Origin of the sequence: Catalinimonas alkaloidigena, from assembly GCF_900100765.1 — a bacterium.
GTDB lineage: Bacteria > Bacteroidota > Bacteroidia > Cytophagales > Flexibacteraceae > Mooreia > Mooreia alkaloidigena.
On the sequence record NZ_FNFO01000003.1, the window covers coordinates 319,533 to 340,627 of the forward strand.

Consider the following 21,095-nt stretch of genomic DNA (forward strand, 5'->3'; position numbering starts at 1 on the left):
GTAAGATTTGTATTTTGCGCCCTAACTCACAACCCATTTCTTCGTAAGAGAGGAAGTACCCATAAAGTATAGTCTGTGCCGGCCGTTGCGCTGGAGAGTGCACCGTCGCTTATGAAAATTGCTATTCACGGTCGGGATTTCAAAAGCGTGTATATCCCTTCGGTGCAGCTCATTTTCAATAAGCTCCAGAAATATGGTACGGAACTTCTGCTTAATCAGGGATATGCGAGCATCTTGCAGAAGAACGGCATCGAAACGGGTCCCCACCACCTTTTCAACACCCGTCACGAACTTGATGCCGACTTGGTCATCAGCCTGGGTGGCGATGGTACTCTATTGGAAACCGTCACTTACGTAGCCGAAAAAGAAACGCCCATCTTAGGCATCAACATCGGTCGATTGGGTTTTCTGGCGACTACTTCCAACGACCAGATCGACAGTGCCCTGGCGCAAGTCATGGAAGGCTACTACGAGCACGATTGCCGAACACTGGTAAGATTGGAGTCCGATTGTAATCTTTTTCAGGGATTAAATTTCGGCTTGAACGAATTTACCATCCTGAAGCGTGATACTTCGTCGATGATCGTCGTACACACTTATATCGATGGTGAATACCTCAATTCTTACTGGGCAGACGGCTTAATTGTCGCTACACCCACGGGCTCAACCGGTTATTCGTTAAGTTGCGGTGGGCCGGTTGTATTGCCTGATTCAAAGAATTTTATAATTTCGCCCGTTAGTCCGCATAATCTTAACGTACGCCCGATGGTTGTATCCGACACCAGCGTTATTTCGTTTGAAATAGAAGGACGTAGTAATAATTTTCTGGTTTCGCTCGATTCTCGCTCCGAAACCGTCGATGCAGGTGTGCAATTGGCGGTGCGAAAGGAGGATTTTCAGGTGAAACTGGTCAAACTGAACGGATATAACTTTTTAAATACACTCCGAAGTAAGCTGAATTGGGGCTATGATATCAGGAACTAAGTTCTAATGCTTACCTTTGGGTTCTCGCAGGTCGCAAATGTCAAGTGGAATATGAAAAAACTATTTTTACTTCTAGTACTTTTCGTTGGAATGTTCGCGCTCGATTTCGAGGCACAAGCACAACAACGAAGAAGGCAAACCGTCATGCGGCGGCAGAGCCGACGGATTTCTACCTTCACCTCGCGTGTAAAGTTTGCCGCGGTTAAACGTTACGCCACGGTAGGAGTAAGTGTGGGCGCCGCCAACTACTTTGGCGATTTGGTGCCTCGCACGTCAGTCATCAGTACTGATTTCTCCTTGACAAGACCTAGTATTGGCATTTACGCTACCAAGCGTATTCACCCGCACGTGGAAGTAGGTGGTAGCTTTTCGTGGATTCGCATCAGCGGCAGCGATTTTCGTTCGCAAGATCCTGACGACCCGGTGGCTAAATACCGCTACCTGCGTAATCTCCATTTCCGGAATGATGTGAAAGAGCTTTCGCTTTTTGCTTCTTACGACCTCATCGGCAACAACTCGGTCTACATTCGTCGTGCACCTTTGAACCCCTACGTGTTTGGAGGAATCGGCGTCTATCTGCACGAACCCCGTGCCAAAGCACCGGAAGAGTTTGGCGGCAAATGGGAAGCCTTGCGGCCCCTCCGAACGGAAGGACAAACGTCTCCTTATTCGTCGATTCAGCTTGATATTCCCCTGGGCATCGGTGTTAAATACGCCGTGGCTACCAACTTTGACTTGGCGTTTGAAATCGGTTACCGGATCAACTTTACCGACTATCTGGATGACGTAAGCACGTTCTTCCCCGATCCGGCCGATCTGCCTTCAGATTTGGCCCGTGCCATGTCATACCGCTCCGGCGAAGCCAACGATATCCTTTCGGGTGACCCCAGAAACCTGGATGCGGTAATGCCCGGCAACTTCACCGTGGTGACCAATCCTGACTTTCCTTCTGCCCAGTACATCGTGGTAAAATCTTCGAAAGGCAATGCTGAAACTCAAGGATACGGTCCCGGTTCCATCCGTGGTAACCAAGGAAAAGACTTCTTTATCGTGACGGCCTTGAAGCTGCGTTACATCATAGCGAACCGCGGCACGGCACCGAAATTCCGGTAATAATTTTAGAGCGGCGCGTACTTTGCGCCTGATTTGCTCGTTTGCGTACTATGAGAAAAGTAGGAAAAGCCTGTATGCTCTTTCCTATTTTTTTTGCTGCCTGGTTTCCGTTACAAGTGGCAGCACAAAAAATAGAGATCGGGGCAGCACTGGGTGGATTTAATTACAAAGGGGACATTAATCCGTTCTGGCATGTCGCTAACTTCCGACCATCCGGCGGTTTGTTCCTGCGCTATAACGTGTCGCCTTCGTTCGTGCTGCGTGGCAACGTACAGGGAGGCTGGCTGACGGGCAATGCCCGGCGCGCCAGCGATGCCTACCTCTCGGAATTTGCCGATAGCCTGGATCTTGCGTTTTCCACCACGCTGTTCGAAGTGGCGGCCATCGCAGAGTATAATTTTTTCGACTTTCGAAACGAAAAGTACCGCCGGTGGAGTCCCTACATTTTTGGCGGAGTAGCCATGTTTATGTTTTCGCCAGCCGTGACGCGCGAAAACGCCGATCCCTTCTTTCTGCAGCCTTCGTTACCCTTCGGTGTGGGCATGAAGTACATTTTGAGCCGAAACTGGAACTTGGGTCTGGAGTTAGGAACCCGAAAAACATTTACCGATTACCTGGACAATGCCAGCGATACCGATCTCCCCACGCAACTGCAACGCGGGAATCCGTATACACAGGACTGGTATGGGTTTCTGGGGGTTACGATCAGTTACACCATTTACACCGTTCCCTGCCCTTACTTCGGTGACTAAAACTATCGCCTGAAAGCGTTCGGGAAGCGGTGCAAATTTGTTAACTTGCGCCCTGTTTTTCTGCACGATCGCCTCAGTTGTGCGTGTTCATAGCTTTATCACCGTATCCCTAACTGATGAACGGGAAAGATCGCATAAATCAGGGCAATTTGCCGCGTCATATTGCCGTTATAATGGACGGTAATGGTCGATGGGCCAAAAAACGCGGAGCCATGCGCGTGTTTGGCCATCGCAATGCCATTAAAGCCGTTCGTGAAACGGTGGAAGGATGTGCCGAACTGGGAGTGGAATTCTTGACACTGTATGCATTCTCTACGGAAAATTGGGGGCGTCCGCAAGAAGAAGTTGACGCGTTGATGCAGTTGCTGGTGTCTACCATTCGGAACGAATTGCCCACGTTGCAAAAAAACAAGATTCGGCTAGCAACGATCGGACATACCGAACGGCTCCCCAAAGCCTGTCAGCAAGAACTACACGAAGCGATTCAATTGACGAGCAGCAACGATCGTATGACCCTTGTGCTGGCGCTGAATTACAGTGGTCGCTGGGAGATTATGGATGCTGTACGGCAACTGGCCCGCGAAGTTGAGCAGAAACAGTTGTTGCCTGACGATATTGACGAAGCCGTATTTCGACGTGCGCTGAACTCTTCCGCTATTCCCGATCCGGAATTATTGATCCGAACGAGCGGTGAAATGCGCATCAGTAATTTCTTTCTGTGGCAAATGGCCTATACGGAGCTCTTTATCACTGAGGTGCTATGGCCCGATTTTCGTAAGCAACATTTGCATGAAGCTATCCTCGCTTATCAGAAACGTGAGCGCAGGTTTGGACTTGTAACTGAAAATAGTATATCCCCTGGTTCGTGACGGCATGAAGCGCTATTTATCCTCCCTCCTGCTTTTCTTACTCCTTTCTCCTGCCTATGCTCAGTTTCGCTTAGGCCAGCAGCCCCTCCAGACTTCTCCGTCGCTTGACTATGGCAATCCTCAGAAATACGAAATTGGTGGCATCACCATCAGCGGCGTAAAGTTTCTGGACGAAAACGCGCTTATTTCCATCACCGGCCTGAAAGTAGGCGACCAGATTACCGTGCCCGGTGAGGAGATCAGCAATGCCATCAAGAAGTTATGGGACCAGGGCATTCTAGGAGATATTGAGGTCAACGTGACCAAAGTGGAAGGCAACTACATCTTTCTGGACTTCTACATGAAAGAGCGGCCACGCCTGTCGCGCTTCAATTTCAAAGGAGCACGGAAATCCGACATTTCCGATTTGCGGGATAAAATCAACTTGATCCGGGGGCGCGTCATCACCGACGCATTGGTTAAGAACGCTCAGAATACCGTCCGCAAGTATTATATGGATAAAGGGTTTCTGAACGTGGAGGTCAACATCACCCAACAAGATGATACGATCCTCAGCAACAGCGCCTCTCTTCTGATCAATGTTGACCGGGGTAATAAAGTCAAGGTCAATACTATTAACATCGCAGGCAACGAAGAATTCAGCAACAAGCTGATTCGTCGTAAGCTTAAAGAAACCAAACAGAAAAATGCCTGGCGTTTTTGGAAACCCTCCAAATACACACGCGCTAACTTCGAAGAAGACAAAGAAAAGCTTATTGCCTATTACAATGCCCAGGGGTATCGTGATGCCGCCATTGTCAGCGATACGGTGTACCGCCACGATGAGGAGACGATCAACATCGACATGACGATCTACGAGGGCACCAAGTATTACTTCCGAGACATTACCTGGACCGGCAACTACGTATATGACGACGAGGTGCTACAGCGCGTTTTGAGCATCGAGAAAGGTGATGTGTATAATCTGGAAACGTTGCAGAAACGTTTGCAATTCAATCCCACCGGCCTTGACGTAAGCTCGCTCTACCTGGATGATGGCTATCTGTTCTTTAATGTCGATCCGGTGGAAGTACGCGTCGAGGGTGACTCGATCGATATTGAGATGCGGATTACGGAAGGTGCTCAGGCCGATATCAAGACGGTCAATGTAACGGGGAACACCAAAACCAGCGATCACGTCATCCTGCGGGAAATTCGTACGCTCCCGGGGCAGAAATTTAGCCGCACGGCGCTGATTCGTTCGCAACGTGAGCTGGCTCAGCTCGGCTACTTCGATCCGGAGCAAATCGGCATCAATCCCGTTCCTAATCCCGCCGACGGCACGGTAGACATCAATTATACCGTGGTGGAACGTCCCAGTGACCAAATCGAGCTTTCTGGGGGCTGGGGTGGTTACTACGGCTTTGTAGGTACACTGGGGGTTACGTTCAACAACTTCTCCCTGCGCAACGCGGGCAAACTTCGCAACTGGCGTCCTCTGCCGGCGGGCGATGGTCAGCGTCTGTCCGTGCGAATGCAAGCCAGCGGCCGTTCGTACCAGACCTATTCTCTCTCGTTTATGGAACCGTGGCTGGGTGGAAAACAGCCCAACGCATTTAGCGTTAACCTAAGCCACTCCAATCAGAACATTTACCAAAATGTCTACGATGTCAGAAGCCCACGTACCGGCGGTCTGGGCATCACAAGCATCAGTTTAGGTTTGGGGCGGCGTCTGCGCTTCCCGGACGACTACTTTTCGCTCAACAACTCGTTGACTTTCCAGCGTTACGCACTGGATAATTACACTTACGCCCGGCAGTTTGGCCTTAGCGTTACGGACGGGAACTACAACAGTGTCGTGCTTAACAGCACCTTATCGCGCAATAGCATTGACCAGCCTACCTTCCCCACCAGTGGCTCTTCGCTTACTCTATCGGTTAGCTTGACGCCCCCTTATTCGCTCTTGTTAGAGGACCAACTGCCTAGCGATGTCGTCGATCCCATTGGCTTCAACAATCGCTGGTTAGAGTATCATAAGTGGATGTTCGATGCGTCGTGGTTCATTCCGCTGGCCAAAAAGTTGGTCATTAACACCCGCGCGCATATGGGCTTTATCGGGAATTACAACTCAGCCTTGGCCATTACGCCATTCGAACGCTTTGTGATGGGGGGTAGCGGTATTTCTGGCTTTAACTTCTTAGTAGGACGTGAACTGATAGGGTTGCGTGGTTATCAAGACAACCAGATTGTCCCTTACAATCCTAAAACCGGTCAGACTGACAACGGGGTTATCTATAACAAGTTTGTTACTGAACTGCGGTACGCCATTTCGACCAACCCCTCTGCTACTATTTTTGTGCTGGCGTTTGCGGAAGGAGGAAACAACTGGGGAACTTATAAAGATTACAATCCCTTCACCCTATACCGCTCCGCAGGGGTCGGCGCTCGTATCTTCATGCCTGCATTTGGGATGATTGGTATCGACTACGGTAAGGCTTTCGATGGTCCGAAGAGCCTACACAACGCCTTTACTTTCACGATTGGTCAACAAATTCGATAGGTATGAAAAAGTTGGCATCATTATTTCTACTTATTTTTGTGTTTAGCACCACTGCACAGGCACAGAAATGGGGGTATTTTAACTCCGAATTTGTGCTGAGCAAGATGCCCGAGTATCAGCAAGCGCAAGCTGAGTTCGACCAACTGGCGCAAGGGTGGATGGAAGAAATCAATGCCATGAACGAGGAAGTCGAACGCATGCGTAGCGAGTACCGTGCTGAAGAAATTCTGCTGACGGACGAGATGAAAAAAGAGCGTCTGGCCGCCATTGAAGAGAAGGCCAGTGCCGCCCGTGAGGAGCAGAAGAAGATATTTGGCTTCGAAGGGTTGATGTTTCTGAAACGGCAGGAACTTATCAAACCGGTGCAGGATCAGGTGTTTGAGGCGGTAGAGAAAGTCTGCAGATCAAAACGATTGCAAATGATGATCGATAAGTCCAGTGACGGGATGGCCTTGGTATATACTGATCCTCGGCATGACTATACGGACTATGTGCTGGAACAACTGGGATTGGGCGATCCGAATGACGTGATCGACAACGAACGGTACCAAAACAAATAAGAGCAAATTAACCAAACCTATTATCTATTCTATTGTAAACTGTGTTGACTACGACCATGAGACATAAACTTATTTTTGCTGCGCTTGCTGCCTTCTTGCTTTCTTTCGGTGCTATGGCACAAACCCAAGGAAGCACCAAGCCGATGAAGTTTGGCTATACGAATGTGAGCTATATTCTGAGCGTAATGCCCGAAAGCAAGCAAATCGAATCTGAATTAGGCACTTACAGCCGCCAGCTGGAAAATCAGCTAAAGGCAAAAGCAGAAGATTTCCAATCGCGTGTAGAAAACTACGAACGCGGTCAGACCACGATGACCGCTGAAGCGCGCGCCAACACCGAGCGTGAACTGCAGCAAATGCAGACGCAAATTCAGCAATTCCAACAGGAAGCTGAAAATAACCTTCAGAAAAAGCAGATGAGCTTGCTGGAGCCGGTTACAGAAAAAATTTCTAAAGCCATTAGAAGCGTGGCCGAAGAAAACGGTTACACCTACATTTTCAACTCAGATGCAGGTTTGGGGACTACCCAGATTCTTCTGCATGCCCCCGATGAAGACAATGTTACGAACCTAGTGCTTAAGAAATTAGGCGTACAGCCTCCGGCCAACGCAACGGGAGCGAGTAAGTAAACAACTCCACGCTTGATCTTCAAAGCCTTTCAACTGAGTTGAAAGGCTTTTTTGTTGCCACTCCTGTCTACTACTCTTCCATCCTACTCTACACGTAATCAATGCGTAGGCGGACCCGCGCGTTAGGTCTGTCGACAACAGATGTATTACAGTGGTCTTACAAAATATGTCTGCTGCTTTGCTCGCGTATAATGAGAGCATTGTAATAACGCAATTAAACCGGTCGCCGTGCCAGATAATCTTCTTGATTTTTTTGCACATAGGACGCTTGAAAAGCTAGTTAAGGATATATCCGAATAGTCAGAACCGTTTGAACCGTATTCGGCAAAGCCCTATCTCTCTGTTTTAGATTTGCTTTGTGCGTACCGCCTTCGTTTTGTAAACGGTGATGGACACGAAAGGCGCAAGTCATAAAAAAAGCTACCTGATTTACATCAGGTAGCTTTTACTAATAACGTTGTGAGATGAACCTAGCTTACAATAAGCTTCTGGCCCGGTTTAATGCTGTTGCTCCGCAAGTTGTTCAGCTTCTTCAGTTGCTCTACCGAGAGTTTGTATTGCTTGGAGATGAGCCAGAGGCTATCGCCCGGTTGGACCAAGTGCACACTGCGGCCATTGGTATCGGTCGTGGTCTTGGGCTGAGCTGGCTGCGAAACCAACTGGACCGACGAGCCACCGCGGCTACGCTGATAAATGGTAAGACGCTGTCCGACATAAATGGTGTTACCGCGCAGATTGTTCCAGCGGCGCAAATCACTTACGCGAACGCCATAATGGTTGGCAATTTTGCCCAGTACGTCGCCACGGCGCACCCGGTGAATGACCCGATCTTGGCCCGAGGAAGTATGGCTTACTAAAGCTACCTTCACTTCGTTGCCGGGCGTGCGTGCGATTGAGTCAAGAATGGCCAAACGATTAACACGAAATGAGTCGCTGGCCACCATGGGAACACGCAAAGGATAGTTTTTATAATGTTTGGGGATGATCTCATGCCGCACTTCCGGGTTAAGCTGCTTGAGCGCTTCGTGCTCAACACCTAAGTGATCAGCCAGCAACTTCAGATTCACTTGGTAATCGCTGATCATGATTGTATCATGTTCGATTGACACCAACATCGAATCCATATCCGGGAAAATGTTGTGCTCAGCCGCATAATTCATGGCGTAAACCACCGCGATCAATTGCGGCACATACGAACGTGTCTCACGAGGCAGATACGGATAGATGCCCCAGAACGTCTGCTTATGGCCCGAGCGCCGAATGGCGCGGCGAACGTTACCAGGCCCACAGTTGTAGGACGCCAACGCTAAGTGCCAGTCGCCAAACATGTTGTAAAGCGTTTTAAGGTACTGGCAGGCGGCCTCCGTTGACTTATAGGGGTCGCACCGCTCATCTACAAACCCGTCTTGCTTCAGGCTCATCGTACGGCCCGTATAAGGCATAAATTGCCACAAACCTACGGCCCCTACGCGCGACCGCGCTAAGGGATTCAAACCCGACTCTACGATCGAAAGATACTTGATCTCGTCGGGCATATTGTTTTTGGCAAGCGCCTCTTCGAAAATGGGAAAGTATACGTCGCGACGCTCCAGCATCAGCTTGGTGTACTCCCGATTTCGGATCGTAAAGTAGTCAATGAACCCCCGGATGGTAGAATTAAAAGTGAGTTCAATTTCGCTTTCAAGGCAAGAAAGGCGATCAGCAATTACTTCGTCATCTTCTACCGGAATATACCCCTTTTCAAAGGGCGAAAGCTGAACTTCTTGATTGGCAACTGCTTCGATAGGATCGTAATAAACTGAGTCAATTTCGACTACCACAGTCTCTTCTTCCAAGACCGGCCCTATGAACTGGGCCGAAGCTGATGAACAAATTCCCAATCCCCCCATCAATACCCCACAAATCACGATGCGGGAAGCAAAAAATTTCTTCATGCGACAGTCAGTTTCTTATTAAGCAGATAGTTCGAAAATGCCAGTAACTCTCCTTCTTTGAATCGATTGGCCATCAATTGGATACCAATCGGTAGACCTTCTTGGTCTGTTCCGCAAGGCAACGAAATGGCAGGTAAACCTGCGACCGACGCTTGTACTGTAAACAGGTCGGCCAGATACATCGCCAGGGGATCGTCGGTGTTTTCGTTTAAACGAAACGCTGTAGTGGGCGTAGTCGGCAACAACATAAAATCGTGGTCTGTCAACATCTGTTCGGTGGCTTCTTTAATCAGCCGCCGAACCCGCTGTGCTTTGGTGTAATAAGCGTCGTAATACCCTGCACTGAGTACAAAGGTTCCCAACAGAATACGTCGCTGTACTTCTTCACCAAAACCTTGCGATCTCGATTTTTTGTAAAGGGCTGCCAGCGTATCGCTATCCGGACTACGGTAGCCATACCTAACCCCGTCATACCTAGCTAAATTAGCACTTGCCTCGGCAGTAGTCAAGATGTAGTACGTAGGCAATATGTACTCTAGCAAAGGAAAGTCGATGATTTCCACAGAATGGCCCGCATTTTCCAGAAAATCAATCTGTTGGCGCAAGGCCTGACGTATTTCCGGAGCCACGGATGGATGCTCTAACCCTTCTCGCAGGACCGCTACTTTGCAGGGCTTTAGGGGATGTTCCAGGTAATCAACATAGGGCTCTACTGCATGCTGCGAGGCCGTACTGTCGTACTCGTCGGGCCCGGCAATCACTTGCAACACTGTGGCCACATCGTCCAGATGTTTCGACAAAATCCCGATACTATCGAACGAAGAAGCATAAGAGGCTAACCCCCAGCGCGAAATCCTTGAATACGTAGGTTTCATGCCGATTACACCACAAAAGGCGCCAGGCTGCCTAACCGAGCCACCCGTGTCGGTGCCTAAGGATACATGGCACATATCCATTTGAACGGCTACCGCCGAGCCACCCGACGAGCCGCCAGGGACACGACTAAGATCGGCGCCATTCAAGACGGGACCAAAAGCTGAATTTTCGGACGAGGAGCCCATCGCAAACTCATCGCAATTCTGACGACCGATGATGATCGCATCTTCGTCGAGTAAGCGTTGAACTGCTGTGGCGGTGAACTGGGAAACAAAGCCGTCAAGAATGCGGCTAGCGGCCTGGAGGTGATGATTGCGGTAGCACAGCACATCTTTGATGCCTACAACTACTCCGGCTAGCTTTCCGGCCGTGCCCGAAGCGATTTTTTGATCGATCTCGCGCGCGCGGGTGCGCGCTTCGTCTTCGTAGACCTCTAAAAACGCTCCTAGTTTACTATTAGCTTGTATGTTATTAATACAAGTCTCAACCAGACTCAGACAGTCTGATTTACCTTCGTAAAGAGCTGCCTGAATCTGGCGAATGGACTGCGTCACTGATAATAAATAACTTTATTTAACAGTGGGACGCTCAGAAGTCGACTCTTCTTTGTAGACAGGACGCTTAGGGGCAGGCTCTTCCCGAACGCTTCCTTCGATCTCATTCTTAATGTCGTTGGTGGCATTCTTGAACTCACGAATACCTTGCCCCAGCCCACGGGCCAGCTCCGGAATGCGCTTTGCACCGAACAGCACCAGTACCACAACCAGGATCAACAGGACTTCCCAGCCCCCTAATCCACCCAAAAAAGCAAGAACGTTGTTTGTAAACATATGCGTATGAAAGTAAATGCAACGAAAATTAAAGATAAGGAAAGATAACTAGCTTTCCTGCATAACGTCAAGGCAAAACGTTTTTATATACCGCCTTCTTTCGAACTTTAATGCTGGTTTAATAAAACCAAACTGCTCAAAAAAGTTGCCCGGTCGGTAAATTACTTACGAAACAACCACGCCTGCGGATCAAGCCGCTCGTTATTTTTCCAGATCTGGAACTGCAACTGAGCAATTCCATCTTTGTCGGTATACACTTCGCCGATTACATCTTTCGCCTTCACTTTGGCGCCCGTCGTTACGTTGACCTCGCGTAGCCCGGCATACACGGTAATGTACTCGCCATGCAACACCGAAACAATGCGCCCCTTTTTACCCGGGATGTTTGCCACAAATCCCACTTCCCCGTCAAATACGACCCGCACTTTTTCACCTTCGTTGGTTTGAATGTCTACGCCAGGGTTGTCTATCGTCACATTTTTCAGAACGGGGTGTGGGTGCGTTCCGAATCCGGTGGAAATAAACCCTACCTGTACCGGCCAGATCAGACGCGATTTGTTGGCGGCGAACGACGAAGAGATCATGGCTGTTTCGGGCGTCAGGGCCATGCGACCGGAACCCGACGACGAAGACTTCGAAGTTTTGCGCATCTCGCGCCGAATTAAATCCGCAATGAGCTTTTCCAAGCGTTGATCGGCTTTTTTCCGGTCGTCCAGCTCTTTCCTTAGGTCACTTGCGCGCGAGTTGAGGCGGCTCACCAACCGTTTCTGATCCGATTGCAAAGCCAGGAGTTTGGCCCGTTCTGCGATCTGCTCGGTCAACAGGACTTCTTTCTCTTTGCGTGTGGCGTTCAATTTTGTTTGCTGATCTTCCAAATTCTTTTGCACGGAGACAATCTGCCGGGCCTGCTCGCTGCGCATTTCGGCGTATTGCTGCAGGTACTTCAGACGGCGCAAAAATTGGTCGAAGGTAGCGGAGGAAAATAGAAAGAGAAGTCGGTCGTAGCTGCGCGTTTTGGAGGTGGCGTACAGCATTTCCCCGTACTCTTCCTTCAGGTTACTTAAATCGCGCTCCAGAGAGGAACTCAGGCGAGCTAGGTCAGAGAGATTGCTGTCCAGTCGTGCCAGTTCCCGCGACAGCGCATCGATGATGTTTTGTCGGGCTTCGGCCTGCTGTTGCAAAGCACTCAGCTCCCCTAAGGTCGCTTTGCGGTCCGAGAGCGTCTTCTCCAGCGTTTTGGCCGCTTCGGTAATCCGCCGCTGGTTTTCTGTCCGTTCCTTTTCGAGTTGCTCCTGCGATTTTTGCGCGAAAGCGGTACCAATGCCACCTAAGCTCATCATGCTTAGCAGCAGCACCCACACGATACGCTTGCATAAGGTCATTGACCGCAAAACAAATGAAATTCGCCGACTTGGGGCCACAAAAATCCTACTCTACTTCCAACTGATAATGGCTGGGCATCTCGAACGTAAATCCTGGATTGGTTTCCGTTACGTCTACTTTCTGATGCCGCACCGCCACTTCAGTTTTCTTCGTTTCGGCATTGGTAAACGAGGTGAGCAGTACCGTATTCACAAACGGGAAGATGCTTTGCCCTACATTGCCGTACTCCTCGTATTTCAGCTCCAGCAGGTTGCGCGTACCCATCTCCTCAGCAACCACGCGTGTCAGCGCCCCGGTAGTGCCCTCGATAAAGTTTTCCAGCATCAACTGGCTGGTCTTCTGCTCCAGCACGTACCCGTTTTCCTGTTGCTTCAGCTTGGCCGGCGTCAGGGTCGGATAAGGCAGGTTGCCTAGAAGTGCCGCTTGCAGCACCGTATAGTTGATGTCAAAATGCAATTTGCGGCTCAGGGCCGGATAGTCGTAACGGTAATTTTTTCGGTTATAACGGTCGATGGCCAGAACCGAATCGCGCGTAATCAGACAACGCAACACTTCGATCCCCAGGCCGGGGCTGATCGACACCCAGATGGTGCTGTCCTTGCGCAAATGAATGGTAGCCGATGCGTTCAGGTTCTGGTCTTCGCCATGATAAGCGATCTTTGCACGTGACGTCAGGTAGGTGAACTCCAACGCGGGCGCCAGCGGCAAGCCTATGGACGTGGTATCCAATGCCGAAACGTCCGTAACGGTCGGACGTTTTTTGCAACCTGTCAATAACACTATTCCGATCAAGCAGCTCCAGAGGAGTTTACTCGTACAGTTTACCATCAGCAATTTTTCGGTCAATTTGTTCGGTAAGCTCGCCACCTAGCTTTTTCGCGCGTTTCCACTGGGTAACGGCTTCCTGCGTCTCCCCCGTTTTAAAAAGTACGTCGCCGTAGTGTTCGACAATGATACCACTGTTGGTGTTTTTGGCAGCTTTTTCCAGGTAGGTGCGGGCGTTTTTATAGTCACCGGATACGTACAGAACCCAGCCGTAGGTATCCAGGTAAGTGGCATCGTTGGGATGTTCCTCTACCAGTTTCTTGCCCATGCTCCGCGCTTTGTCGAGCTTTTCTTTACGAAGCGAAAGGTAATAACTGTAGTTGTTCAGTACGGTGGCGTTGTTCGGATCGACCGCCAGCACGGCTTCGTATTCCTGAGCGGACTTGTCGAACTCTTCCATCTCCTGGTAAATATCCCCCAGCAACTGATGCACCGGAACGCGAATGGGGCTATCTCCGGCCACCAGCTTTTTGCTCTGTTCCAGCGAAGCACGGGCTTTCCGCACATTCTGACTCAGGTAGTTTCCTAATCCGGAGTAAAACCAGAAGATCGCCTGGTTCGGGAACAACTCCAGCGCGGCATCGGCGTGGGCCGCGAGGCTGTCGAATTCGTGCAGCTTTTCGTGATCTAGTCGGATGATCTGCTCCCAGACGTTGTATTTGGTATTGTCCAGCTTGGTCGAAAGCACATAGTTGTCGCGCGCTTCCCGGAAGTTGCCCGACAACGAAAGCAAATCGCCGTACATGGCGTACGATTTGGGATCGTCCGGGTGCGTCTCAACCGTAACCTTTCCTAACGTCAGTGCTTCTTCTTTATCCTGGTCGCTTTCCAGCTTGTCCAGATACCCGACCAACACCCGAATTTTATAATCAATGTCCAGGTCCGGATCGGAAAACCCTTCTTTTATCTGCTCTAGATACGCCTTGTTGTTTCCTTCCGACTTGTAGATTTCCGCCAGAATCAAGCGCACACGCGGTGGGCTTTCGCTCGATTGCGTCGTGAGCTTCTCCAGCAGATCGGCAGCTTCCTGGTATTTGTCGTTCGCGACCAACATCTCGGCCAAACTCACTACGTAAGTAGGTTCGTCGGGAAACGCTTCAATGAGCTTTCTGCTCTCGGCGATGGCCTCATCCAGCTTGTTTTGCCGCAAGTAAATCTGCTGCTTTTGCCGGATGATTTCCTCGTTGATGCCGTAAATCTTCTGGATCTTCTCGTAGGCCTTCAGCGCTTCGTCGTACTTCCCCTGAAACAGGTAACCGGCCGCCAGCGGAAAATAATACTCCCCCTCTTCCGGAAACTTCTTGGTCAGGCGCTGGTATACCTTCAGAGCTTCGGGCACCATTTCGTTTTTCTCGTACAACTGCGCGAGCAACACGTAATAGTAAGCATTCTCTTCGTCAAGCTCCAGGGCCTTGGCCGCACTCAGAATAGCTTCGTCGAAAGCGCCCTGACGGGCCTTGGTTTCGCCGATCATGTAGTGAATCGCAGCGTTGTCGGGCGTGAGTTTCAAAGCTTTTTCGAAAAAAGAGAGCGCCCGGTCGTAGGTCCCCAGCATGTACTGCTTCATGCCTTCCATGAAGTACTCTTCCGAATCACGCTGATCATAGGCAACAGAAGTTTCTCCTGACTTTTTCTGTCGATTTTTCTGGGCATACACCGGGGTGACCACGATCGACAGGATCGTCAGCAAAGAACTAAGGAGAAGTGCCTTCGTACGTGCCATAAGCTTGCTGGATGGAATAGCACCGCGCTGCTTCGCAACAACAACGCGGGGAAAGAACAAAGATTTAATCGGTCGATCCGCGCAACAGCGCGTAGTCACCAATGCTGAGATCGGAAGAGTTGCCCTGGAATTCAACAAAGTTGCCTATCATCGAGTTCGAGAGGTTTACGCTGCGCAGCAAACTGTTCTCCTGAATGATGGAATTGACCACCACCGACTGGCTGATGCGCGTGCCCTTCCCTACTGAAACGTGCGGGCCGATCACCGAATTGCGTAGCACGGCGCCAGCGCCCACATAGACCGGTGGTACAATGACGCTGTTTTCGACCACGGCGCTGCTGTCGACCAAATCCTGATGCTGTAGGTAGTCCAGGTAACGCCGGTTCGTAGCCACGGTGGCGTTTTTGTTTCCACAGTCGAGCCACTCGGTCACCTGCCCCGTTTTAAACGCCACCCCTTTATTTTTCATGTTCTCGAGGGCGTCGGTGAGCTGGTATTCGGTTCCCCGCCGAACGTCGTGATCCACGAGGTACTGCAACTCATTCCGCAGGTTGTCGCCATCTTTAAAATAATAAATTCCGATGATAGCCAGGTCGGAAATATGCTGCTTGGGTTTTTCGACAAAGCCGGTAATGATCTGCTGGTCGTTGACTGTCACCACGCCAAAAGCGCTCGGGTCGGGCACCTGCTGTACCCAGATAATGCCCTCCTCGCCCGTATCCAGCGTAAAATCAGCCCGGAAGAGGGTGTCGGCAAAGGCTACAATCACTTTGCCGCTCAGGGCTTCTTCGGCACATAAAACGGCGTGGGCGGTTCCCAGGGGCTCGTTCTGGTAATAGATGCTGCCCTTCGCGCCTACCGATGCGGCGACGTCGATGAGTCGGTCTTCTACTTCTTTCCCGAAACTCCCTACCACAAACGCGACTTCTTCGATCGGTTCCGGACAAACTTTGGCAATGTCTTCGACCAGGCGATACACGATGGGCTTGCCGGCAATTGGAATCAGGGGTTTAGGAACGGTGAGCGTGTGCGGGCGCATCCGTTTTCCCATACCCGCCATGGGAACAATAATTTTCATATAGGTTGATGGGTGAACGTCAAGCTGGTTGCAGATTACACAAAGGTAACCTTTTTGTAGTCAGGCAGTTGCCCCGGCGGTGAGCCGCGGGCTTGCAATTGCCCGGCAATTCTTACATGCGGCAGTTTTACTGATGGCCCGTACTTCCAAAGCCGCCCGTACCTCTCACGGTGTCAGAGAGTTGCTCAACTTCCTGCCATTGCGCCTGCTCGTACCGGGCAAAAACAATCTGGGCGATCCGGTCCCCGTCTGCAATGGTTACTTCCTGATCGGACAGGTTGACCAACGCCACCTTCACTTCGCCCCGGTAGTCGGCATCGATGGTGCCGGGGCTGTTCAACACCGTTAGCCCCTGCCGGATGGCCAGACCGCTGCGCGGGCGCACCTGCGCTTCGTAACCCGGAGGAATTTCGAGGTACAACCCCGTAGGAATCAGCACCCGCCCGAGGGTAGGCACCCGGACCGGTTCGGTCAGAAACGCCCGCAGGTCCATCCCGGCCGCGTGTTCTGTCTGGTAGGAAGGCAACGCGTGGGGCGAAGTATTGATGACTTTAACTTGCATGCGAACGAGTAGGGAGAAAGGTAATTGGTTCGGCTACGATTTCTGCACCGGTGCACGCAGGGCGCGAAGGTGGTGCCGTTCAAAGATAAACACTACGGCGGCAAATGCCAGCAGCAGTCCCAGCCGGAAACTGTACTTCATCCAGAGGTTCGTGGGCTCGACCCACTGCGCAATTAGCACTACGCCTATCCCCAACAGCAGGTAGCCCAGGTCGGTCCACGTTCGGTACGGCACTGGAAAGTACCGCTGCCCTATCAGGTAACTGCCGACGCCCATCGAGACGTAGCAGATCAGCGTAGCCCACGCACTGCCGTAATACCCCAGCACCGGAATCAGTACGATATTCAGCACAATGGTCACTAGGGCCCCGCCGAGGCTGAACACCATTCCCCAGACCGTCCGGTCGGTAAGTTTGTACCAGACCGATAAGTTGAAGTAAATCCCCACCCACACGTACGCCATCAGCAGAATCGGGACGACGCCTAGCCCTTCGTAGTACTCAGGACGTCCCAACACCAGCCGACCGATCCACTCCAAATTGAGGCTGATGCCCACAAAAAGGAACACACAGGCGATGATGAACCAGTGCATTACGCGGGCAAACAGCACCGGCGACTGCTTGTCGGAAGCCCGGCTAAAAAAGAACGGCTCGCTGGCGTAACGAAAGGCCTGAATCCCCAGGTTGATGATGACGGCGAGTTTGTAACACGCTGAGTAGATACCCATGATCTGCTGGTTGGACCGGTTCGGATAAAAGCCTTCCGGCAACCAATATTTCAGCATCGGCCGGTCCAGCGTCTCGTTGATTACGCCGGCCAGCCCCATGAACAGCAGCGGATACGCATATAACAACATGGGCCGCAATTGTGGCCAGCGCAGTTGCCAGCGAAAGTCGAAAAGCTCTTTGCGGAGCAGAATCAGGAAAAGGGCGTTGGCTAGCAGATTCGACAGAAAGACGTACCCCACGCCCAGCTCAGGGTTGTAGAACCAGCCGATCAGGGGTTTTAACGAAGGAAGAAACGTGCCTTCGTACACCCACCGGCAGAAAAACAAGAAGAACAGGTTGAGGCCGATGTTCGCGCCGATGTTGATCAGCCGTGCCAAGGCAAACTTTAGAGCTTTACCTTCCAGGCGCAGGCGCGCAAATGGAATGGCGACGACGGCGTCGATGCCCACGGTCAGCGCCAGCCAGACGATGTACATCGATTTCCCGGGGTATTCGAGCAGATCGGCGATGGACCCGGCCGAAGCCACCAGCACTCCCGTCAACACAAGCGTAGTGGTTAGCACGGCGCTCATGGCGTTGCTGTAGGCTTCGCGGCGATCGATACCTTCTCGGGTCGCAAACCGGAAGTACGAGGTTTCCATCCCGTACGTGAAGATCACGTTCAGAGCGCCTACGTAGGCGTACAGCTCTCCGACTACCCCGTATTCTCCGGCCGCAAACAGTTTTGTATACAGCGGAACCAGCAAGAAATTGATGGCCCGGCCCACAATGCTGCTCAGGCCATACAACACCGTTTCGCCGGCCAGCTTTTTGAGGACGCTCATGCAGGGCTAGCTTGTCGCATTAATGGATTGAAAGGCGTAAAGTTCCGGTTTCGCAGAGAACCGTTCAAACAAAAAAGGCGCTGAAGGCTATTCGCGCTCAGTACGTTAGGTAGGATTCGCGTATAAAATGTCTGATTCCAGAGAAAAAATTGTTGGATCAATTGCCTTTGAACTGCGGCTTTCTTTTTTCCAGAAATGCGGCGGTTCCTTCCCGGAAATCATCCGACTTACAACAGTTGGCAAAGCTATTGGCTTCGGTCTGATACCCATTGCTTCCGTTGTAATACGCGTTGACGCAATCGATGATGTGGGCAATGGCCAGCGGCGCTCGACTCAAAATGCGGTACATCAACTCCCGGCTTTTCTTTTTCAATTCGTCGCCGTCTTCTACCACGTAGTTCACCAGTCCCAGTTGCTTGGCTTCGGTCGCCGGAATGTCGTCGCCGGTCAGCAGCATTTCGTACGCCTTGGTTTTCCCGACGATCTGCGTTAGCCGTTGCGTTCCGCCGTATCCCGGAATAATCCCCAGCTTCACTTCGGGGAGACCGAAGCGCGACGACGCCGTGGCAATGCGCATGTGACAGGACAGGGCCAGTTCGCAGCCACCGCCCAGCGCATAACCATTGATGGCGGCCAGCACCGGTTTGTTACAGCTTTCGATCATCGCAAACACTTCCTGCCCGTTTTCGGCAAACTTGCGTCCGTTCACTTCGTTCAGCTTCGCTACTTCTTCAATGTCGGCGCCAGCCGCAAACGCCTTGTCTCCTGCCCCGCTGAGGATAACGCCCCGAATGTTAGAAGCGCTGATCACCTCCATAAACGCTTCGTTCAGTTCCTGAATGGTAGCGACGTTCAGCGCATTGAGTTTATCCGGGCGATTCAGGGTAATGAACGCAATATCATCGGTTTGCTCGAAGAGCAAATTCTTGAAAGTCAACATATTTATATTCGAAATTCCATGTTTGACGGCGCAAATGTAGCGAAAATAATCGCCCAACTTCAGGCCGCTGGCGGGAGCCTATTCGCGCTGATTTTGACTCGCACTGAAAAGCTTCTGCTTTTCCTCCTTGGTCAGGCTTTCGTAGCCGGAGTGCGAAATTTTGTCCAGGATTGCGTCGATTTCCTGCTGGTCGGGCTTGCCTGAAGTGCCAGTGGCACGACGCGTACGCGTGGTCGGTTTGCCATTGTGCGTCACCCGCAGCTTGGGTTTGCGCTGAAACAAGCCGTTGAACTTATCGGCCAGGTACGTAATGGGGCGTCCCAGGTCGGTGCCCCGATGCAACTGGCGAATGAACAAGAAGCCGATGACGGCGCCACCCAGGTGCGCCAGGTTACCGCCGGCGTTGCCCCCGGCCAGGCCGAAAAAGGAAGCCACCACGTAGAAGGCCGCGATGTAGACAATGCGGACGGGCCCGATCAACAGCAGATTAAACGTGTAATTAGGAATCAGCGTCGCGGCCGCTACCACCACGGCATACACCGCCCCAGAAGCCCCGATCAGTCCCAAATAAGGTTGGTTATTGACAAAATAGGGCACCAGGTTGTACATCAATAGGTACAATACGCCCCCACTGATGCCGCCCAGAATGTAGACGTTGACAAAGCGCCGGTTGCCCAGGTACTCCTTCACCAGATTGCCAAACCAGTAGAGGAAGAGCATGTTCCAGAGAATATGCCAGAATCCCTCGTGCGTAAAAAAGTAGGTGATCAGCGTCCAGGGTTTAACCAAAAACGACAGCACCGGCGCCGGCAGCGCCAGATTCATTAGTAAAAATTGTGAGAGCGCATTTCCGTTGTTGCTGATGGCCGAAATGACCAGCAGAAAATTGATCACTAAGTAGACAATCAGGTTGATCAGAATCAGTTGAACCACCCCATTGTCGCCTCGGCGGAAAGCATTCTTAAAATCATCAAAAATCGTATTCATCCGACTTAAGTAACACTACAAAGATAAACGATACAGGCGTAAGACGACACGCACCGATCCGTTAGTAAAATCGATCGCGATCTTGCTTCCAGAAGGATACCATAATCCATCCGAACAGCATGCCTCCTAAGTGGGCGTAATGGGCCACATTGTCGCCAGGAACATTCTGAATGGCCCCGAAAAGCGCCGTTACTCCATAAAACAGCACAATATACTTGGCCTTAATGGGAATGGGCGGAAACAGCAGGAACAATTGCGTGTTAGGAAACAACAATCCGAAGGCAATCAGGATTCCAAAAATGGCACCGGAGGCTCCAATCATAGGTGTGTTTTCCTTCCGCGCCAAAGCTTCCATCACCAGCCTTACGGTTTGCTGACGCAACGGCACGTTGTCGGCATGCGCTTCGTACTGATCGGTGGCTTCTAACGCAACCCCTCGGAAAAGATCCCGATTGTTCTGCAGAATGATACGGAAATCAGTAGGGTTAGGATTTCGGCTGTATTCAATGGCCTGCTGTTCGAACCGATAGGTCTCATAAAAGTTAACGCCAGAGTACAGAAGCCCCGCCCCGATGCCGGTGACCATGTAAAAAATCAGAAAGCGCTTCGCGCCCCAAAACCGCTCCAGCATGGGACCAAAGATCAACAGGCCGAACATGTTGAAAAACAGGTGACTGAAGTCCGCATGGACAAACATGTACGTCACGAACTGATAGATATGAAAGGTATCGGCCAGTAGGTAACGCAACCCCAGTATGTTGGCTAAAATCCCCCGCGTCAGCCAAGAGTCTCCCAGCAGGTAATCGAACCCGAACAACACTACGTTGATCAGCAGCAGATTTTTGACAACGGGCGTGAGTTGAAATCCCATGTAAATGCTTTACTAAATAACAGATCGCCCCCGAGGCGACCTGTGTAAAACTACACAAAGCCACCACAAGGTTACGTTTCAAATCAGGA

The 21,095-nt window shown here is 51.1% G+C and carries 19 protein-coding genes; 7 read left to right on the plus strand and 12 right to left on the minus strand.

The window, feature by feature from the left end; translation table 11 throughout:
* Positions 1-111: 111 nt before the first annotated feature.
* From BLR44_RS08475 to BLR44_RS08505, 7 genes are all read left to right on the plus strand, one after another.
* Positions 112-984, plus strand: coding sequence for an NAD kinase (locus BLR44_RS08475; protein ID WP_089681276.1), 873 nt, complete (start codon positions 112-114; stop codon positions 982-984).
* A gap of 51 nt (positions 985-1,035) precedes the next feature.
* Positions 1,036-2,097 (plus strand): DUF6089 family protein, encoded by a 1,062-nt coding sequence (locus BLR44_RS08480; RefSeq protein ID WP_218127040.1) that lies wholly within the window; start codon positions 1,036-1,038, stop codon positions 2,095-2,097.
* 74 nt (positions 2,098-2,171) lie between these two features.
* Positions 2,172-2,849 (plus strand): type IX secretion system protein PorG, encoded by a 678-nt coding sequence (locus BLR44_RS08485; protein ID WP_089681278.1) that lies wholly within the window; start codon positions 2,172-2,174, stop codon positions 2,847-2,849.
* 116 nt (positions 2,850-2,965) lie between these two features.
* Positions 2,966-3,718, plus strand: coding sequence for an isoprenyl transferase (locus BLR44_RS08490; RefSeq protein ID WP_089681279.1), 753 nt, complete (start codon positions 2,966-2,968; stop codon positions 3,716-3,718).
* Positions 3,719-3,722: 4 nt separating this feature from the next.
* Positions 3,723-6,257 (plus strand): outer membrane protein assembly factor BamA, encoded by a 2,535-nt coding sequence (gene bamA / locus BLR44_RS08495; RefSeq protein ID WP_089681280.1) that lies wholly within the window; start codon positions 3,723-3,725, stop codon positions 6,255-6,257.
* 2 nt (positions 6,258-6,259) lie between these two features.
* Positions 6,260-6,817 carry an OmpH/Skp family outer membrane protein gene (locus tag BLR44_RS08500; protein ID WP_089681281.1) on the plus strand — a complete coding sequence of 186 codons (558 nt, stop codon included), beginning with the start codon at positions 6,260-6,262 and terminating at the stop codon, positions 6,815-6,817.
* Positions 6,818-6,873: 56 nt separating this feature from the next.
* Complete coding sequence (locus BLR44_RS08505) at positions 6,874-7,446, plus strand: OmpH/Skp family outer membrane protein (protein WP_089681282.1); 573 nt, start codon at positions 6,874-6,876, stop codon at positions 7,444-7,446.
* A gap of 470 nt (positions 7,447-7,916) precedes the next feature.
* Here the strand turns inward: BLR44_RS08505 and BLR44_RS08510 are convergent, their stop codons facing one another.
* The 12 genes from BLR44_RS08510 to BLR44_RS08565 all read right to left on the minus strand — a co-directional run bounded on the left by BLR44_RS08510 (position 7,917) and on the right by BLR44_RS08565 (position 21,006).
* Positions 7,917-9,380, minus strand: a complete 1,464-nt coding sequence (locus BLR44_RS08510) for a lytic transglycosylase domain-containing protein (RefSeq protein ID WP_089681283.1) — start codon at positions 9,378-9,380, stop codon at positions 7,917-7,919.
* Entirely contained in the window at positions 9,377-10,810 is a 1,434-nt protein-coding gene (gene gatA, locus BLR44_RS08515; RefSeq protein WP_089681284.1) for an Asp-tRNA(Asn)/Glu-tRNA(Gln) amidotransferase subunit GatA, read from the minus strand. Before gatA ends, BLR44_RS08510 begins: the two co-directional genes overlap by 4 nt.
* A gap of 15 nt (positions 10,811-10,825) precedes the next feature.
* The gene (locus tag BLR44_RS08520) at positions 10,826-11,086 is read right to left on the minus strand and encodes a Sec-independent protein translocase subunit TatA/TatB (protein ID WP_089681285.1); all 261 of its coding nucleotides are present in this window, start codon (positions 11,084-11,086) and stop codon (positions 10,826-10,828) included.
* 161 nt (positions 11,087-11,247) lie between these two features.
* Entirely contained in the window at positions 11,248-12,426 is a 1,179-nt protein-coding gene (locus tag BLR44_RS08525; protein ID WP_176955950.1) for a murein hydrolase activator EnvC family protein, read from the minus strand.
* 88 nt (positions 12,427-12,514) lie between these two features.
* Entirely contained in the window at positions 12,515-13,261 is a 747-nt protein-coding gene (locus BLR44_RS08530; protein ID WP_218127041.1) for a lipoprotein insertase outer membrane protein LolB1, read from the minus strand.
* 16 nt (positions 13,262-13,277) lie between these two features.
* Positions 13,278-15,017, minus strand: coding sequence for a tetratricopeptide repeat protein (locus tag BLR44_RS08535; RefSeq protein ID WP_089681288.1), 1,740 nt, complete (start codon positions 15,015-15,017; stop codon positions 13,278-13,280).
* Positions 15,018-15,081: 64 nt separating this feature from the next.
* Positions 15,082-16,095 carry a sugar nucleotidyltransferase gene (locus BLR44_RS08540; protein WP_089681289.1) on the minus strand — a complete coding sequence of 338 codons (1,014 nt, stop codon included), beginning with the start codon at positions 16,093-16,095 and terminating at the stop codon, positions 15,082-15,084.
* 127 nt (positions 16,096-16,222) lie between these two features.
* Positions 16,223-16,657 carry a dUTP diphosphatase gene (dut, locus tag BLR44_RS08545; RefSeq protein WP_089681290.1) on the minus strand — a complete coding sequence of 145 codons (435 nt, stop codon included), beginning with the start codon at positions 16,655-16,657 and terminating at the stop codon, positions 16,223-16,225.
* Between the two features lie 33 nt (positions 16,658-16,690).
* Positions 16,691-18,208: an oligosaccharide flippase family protein gene (locus BLR44_RS08550; protein ID WP_089681291.1), complete on the minus strand. Its 1,518-nt coding sequence runs from the start codon at positions 18,206-18,208 to the stop codon at positions 16,691-16,693.
* A 157-nt stretch (positions 18,209-18,365) separates the two neighbouring features.
* Entirely contained in the window at positions 18,366-19,148 is a 783-nt protein-coding gene (locus BLR44_RS08555) for an enoyl-CoA hydratase/isomerase family protein (RefSeq protein WP_089681292.1), read from the minus strand.
* A 78-nt stretch (positions 19,149-19,226) separates the two neighbouring features.
* Entirely contained in the window at positions 19,227-20,135 is a 909-nt protein-coding gene (locus BLR44_RS08560) for a rhomboid family intramembrane serine protease (RefSeq protein ID WP_089681293.1), read from the minus strand.
* A 61-nt stretch (positions 20,136-20,196) separates the two neighbouring features.
* Complete coding sequence (locus tag BLR44_RS08565; protein ID WP_089681294.1) at positions 20,197-21,006, minus strand: rhomboid family intramembrane serine protease; 810 nt, start codon at positions 21,004-21,006, stop codon at positions 20,197-20,199.
* Positions 21,007-21,095 lie beyond the last annotated feature (89 nt).

Bases quoted from the DNA above. Each gene is read 5' to 3' on its own strand.
- BLR44_RS08475 (WP_089681276.1), top strand. From the start codon at position 112: ATGAAAATTGCTATTCACGGTCGGGATTTCAAAAGCGTGTATATCCCT.
- BLR44_RS08480 (WP_218127040.1), top strand. From the start codon at position 1,036: ATGAAAAAACTATTTTTACTTCTAGTACTTTTCGTTGGAATGTTCGCG.
- BLR44_RS08485 (WP_089681278.1), top strand. From the start codon at position 2,172: ATGCTCTTTCCTATTTTTTTTGCTGCCTGGTTTCCGTTACAAGTGGCA.
- BLR44_RS08490 (WP_089681279.1), top strand. From the start codon at position 2,966: ATGAACGGGAAAGATCGCATAAATCAGGGCAATTTGCCGCGTCATATT.
- bamA (WP_089681280.1), top strand. From the start codon at position 3,723: ATGAAGCGCTATTTATCCTCCCTCCTGCTTTTCTTACTCCTTTCTCCT.
- BLR44_RS08500 (WP_089681281.1), top strand. From the start codon at position 6,260: ATGAAAAAGTTGGCATCATTATTTCTACTTATTTTTGTGTTTAGCACC.
- BLR44_RS08505 (WP_089681282.1), top strand. From the start codon at position 6,874: ATGAGACATAAACTTATTTTTGCTGCGCTTGCTGCCTTCTTGCTTTCT.
- BLR44_RS08510 (WP_089681283.1), bottom strand. From the start codon at position 9,380: ATGAAGAAATTTTTTGCTTCCCGCATCGTGATTTGTGGGGTATTGATG.
- BLR44_RS08520 (WP_089681285.1), bottom strand. From the start codon at position 11,086: ATGTTTACAAACAACGTTCTTGCTTTTTTGGGTGGATTAGGGGGCTGG.
- BLR44_RS08525 (WP_176955950.1), bottom strand. From the start codon at position 12,426: ATGATGAGCTTAGGTGGCATTGGTACCGCTTTCGCGCAAAAATCGCAG.
- BLR44_RS08535 (WP_089681288.1), bottom strand. From the start codon at position 15,017: ATGGCACGTACGAAGGCACTTCTCCTTAGTTCTTTGCTGACGATCCTG.
- BLR44_RS08540 (WP_089681289.1), bottom strand. From the start codon at position 16,095: ATGAAAATTATTGTTCCCATGGCGGGTATGGGAAAACGGATGCGCCCG.
- dut (WP_089681290.1), bottom strand. From the start codon at position 16,657: ATGCAAGTTAAAGTCATCAATACTTCGCCCCACGCGTTGCCTTCCTAC.
- BLR44_RS08550 (WP_089681291.1), bottom strand. From the start codon at position 18,208: ATGAGCGTCCTCAAAAAGCTGGCCGGCGAAACGGTGTTGTATGGCCTG.
- BLR44_RS08555 (WP_089681292.1), bottom strand. From the start codon at position 19,148: ATGTTGACTTTCAAGAATTTGCTCTTCGAGCAAACCGATGATATTGCG.
- BLR44_RS08560 (WP_089681293.1), bottom strand. From the start codon at position 20,135: ATGAATACGATTTTTGATGATTTTAAGAATGCTTTCCGCCGAGGCGAC.
- BLR44_RS08565 (WP_089681294.1), bottom strand. From the start codon at position 21,006: ATGGGATTTCAACTCACGCCCGTTGTCAAAAATCTGCTGCTGATCAAC.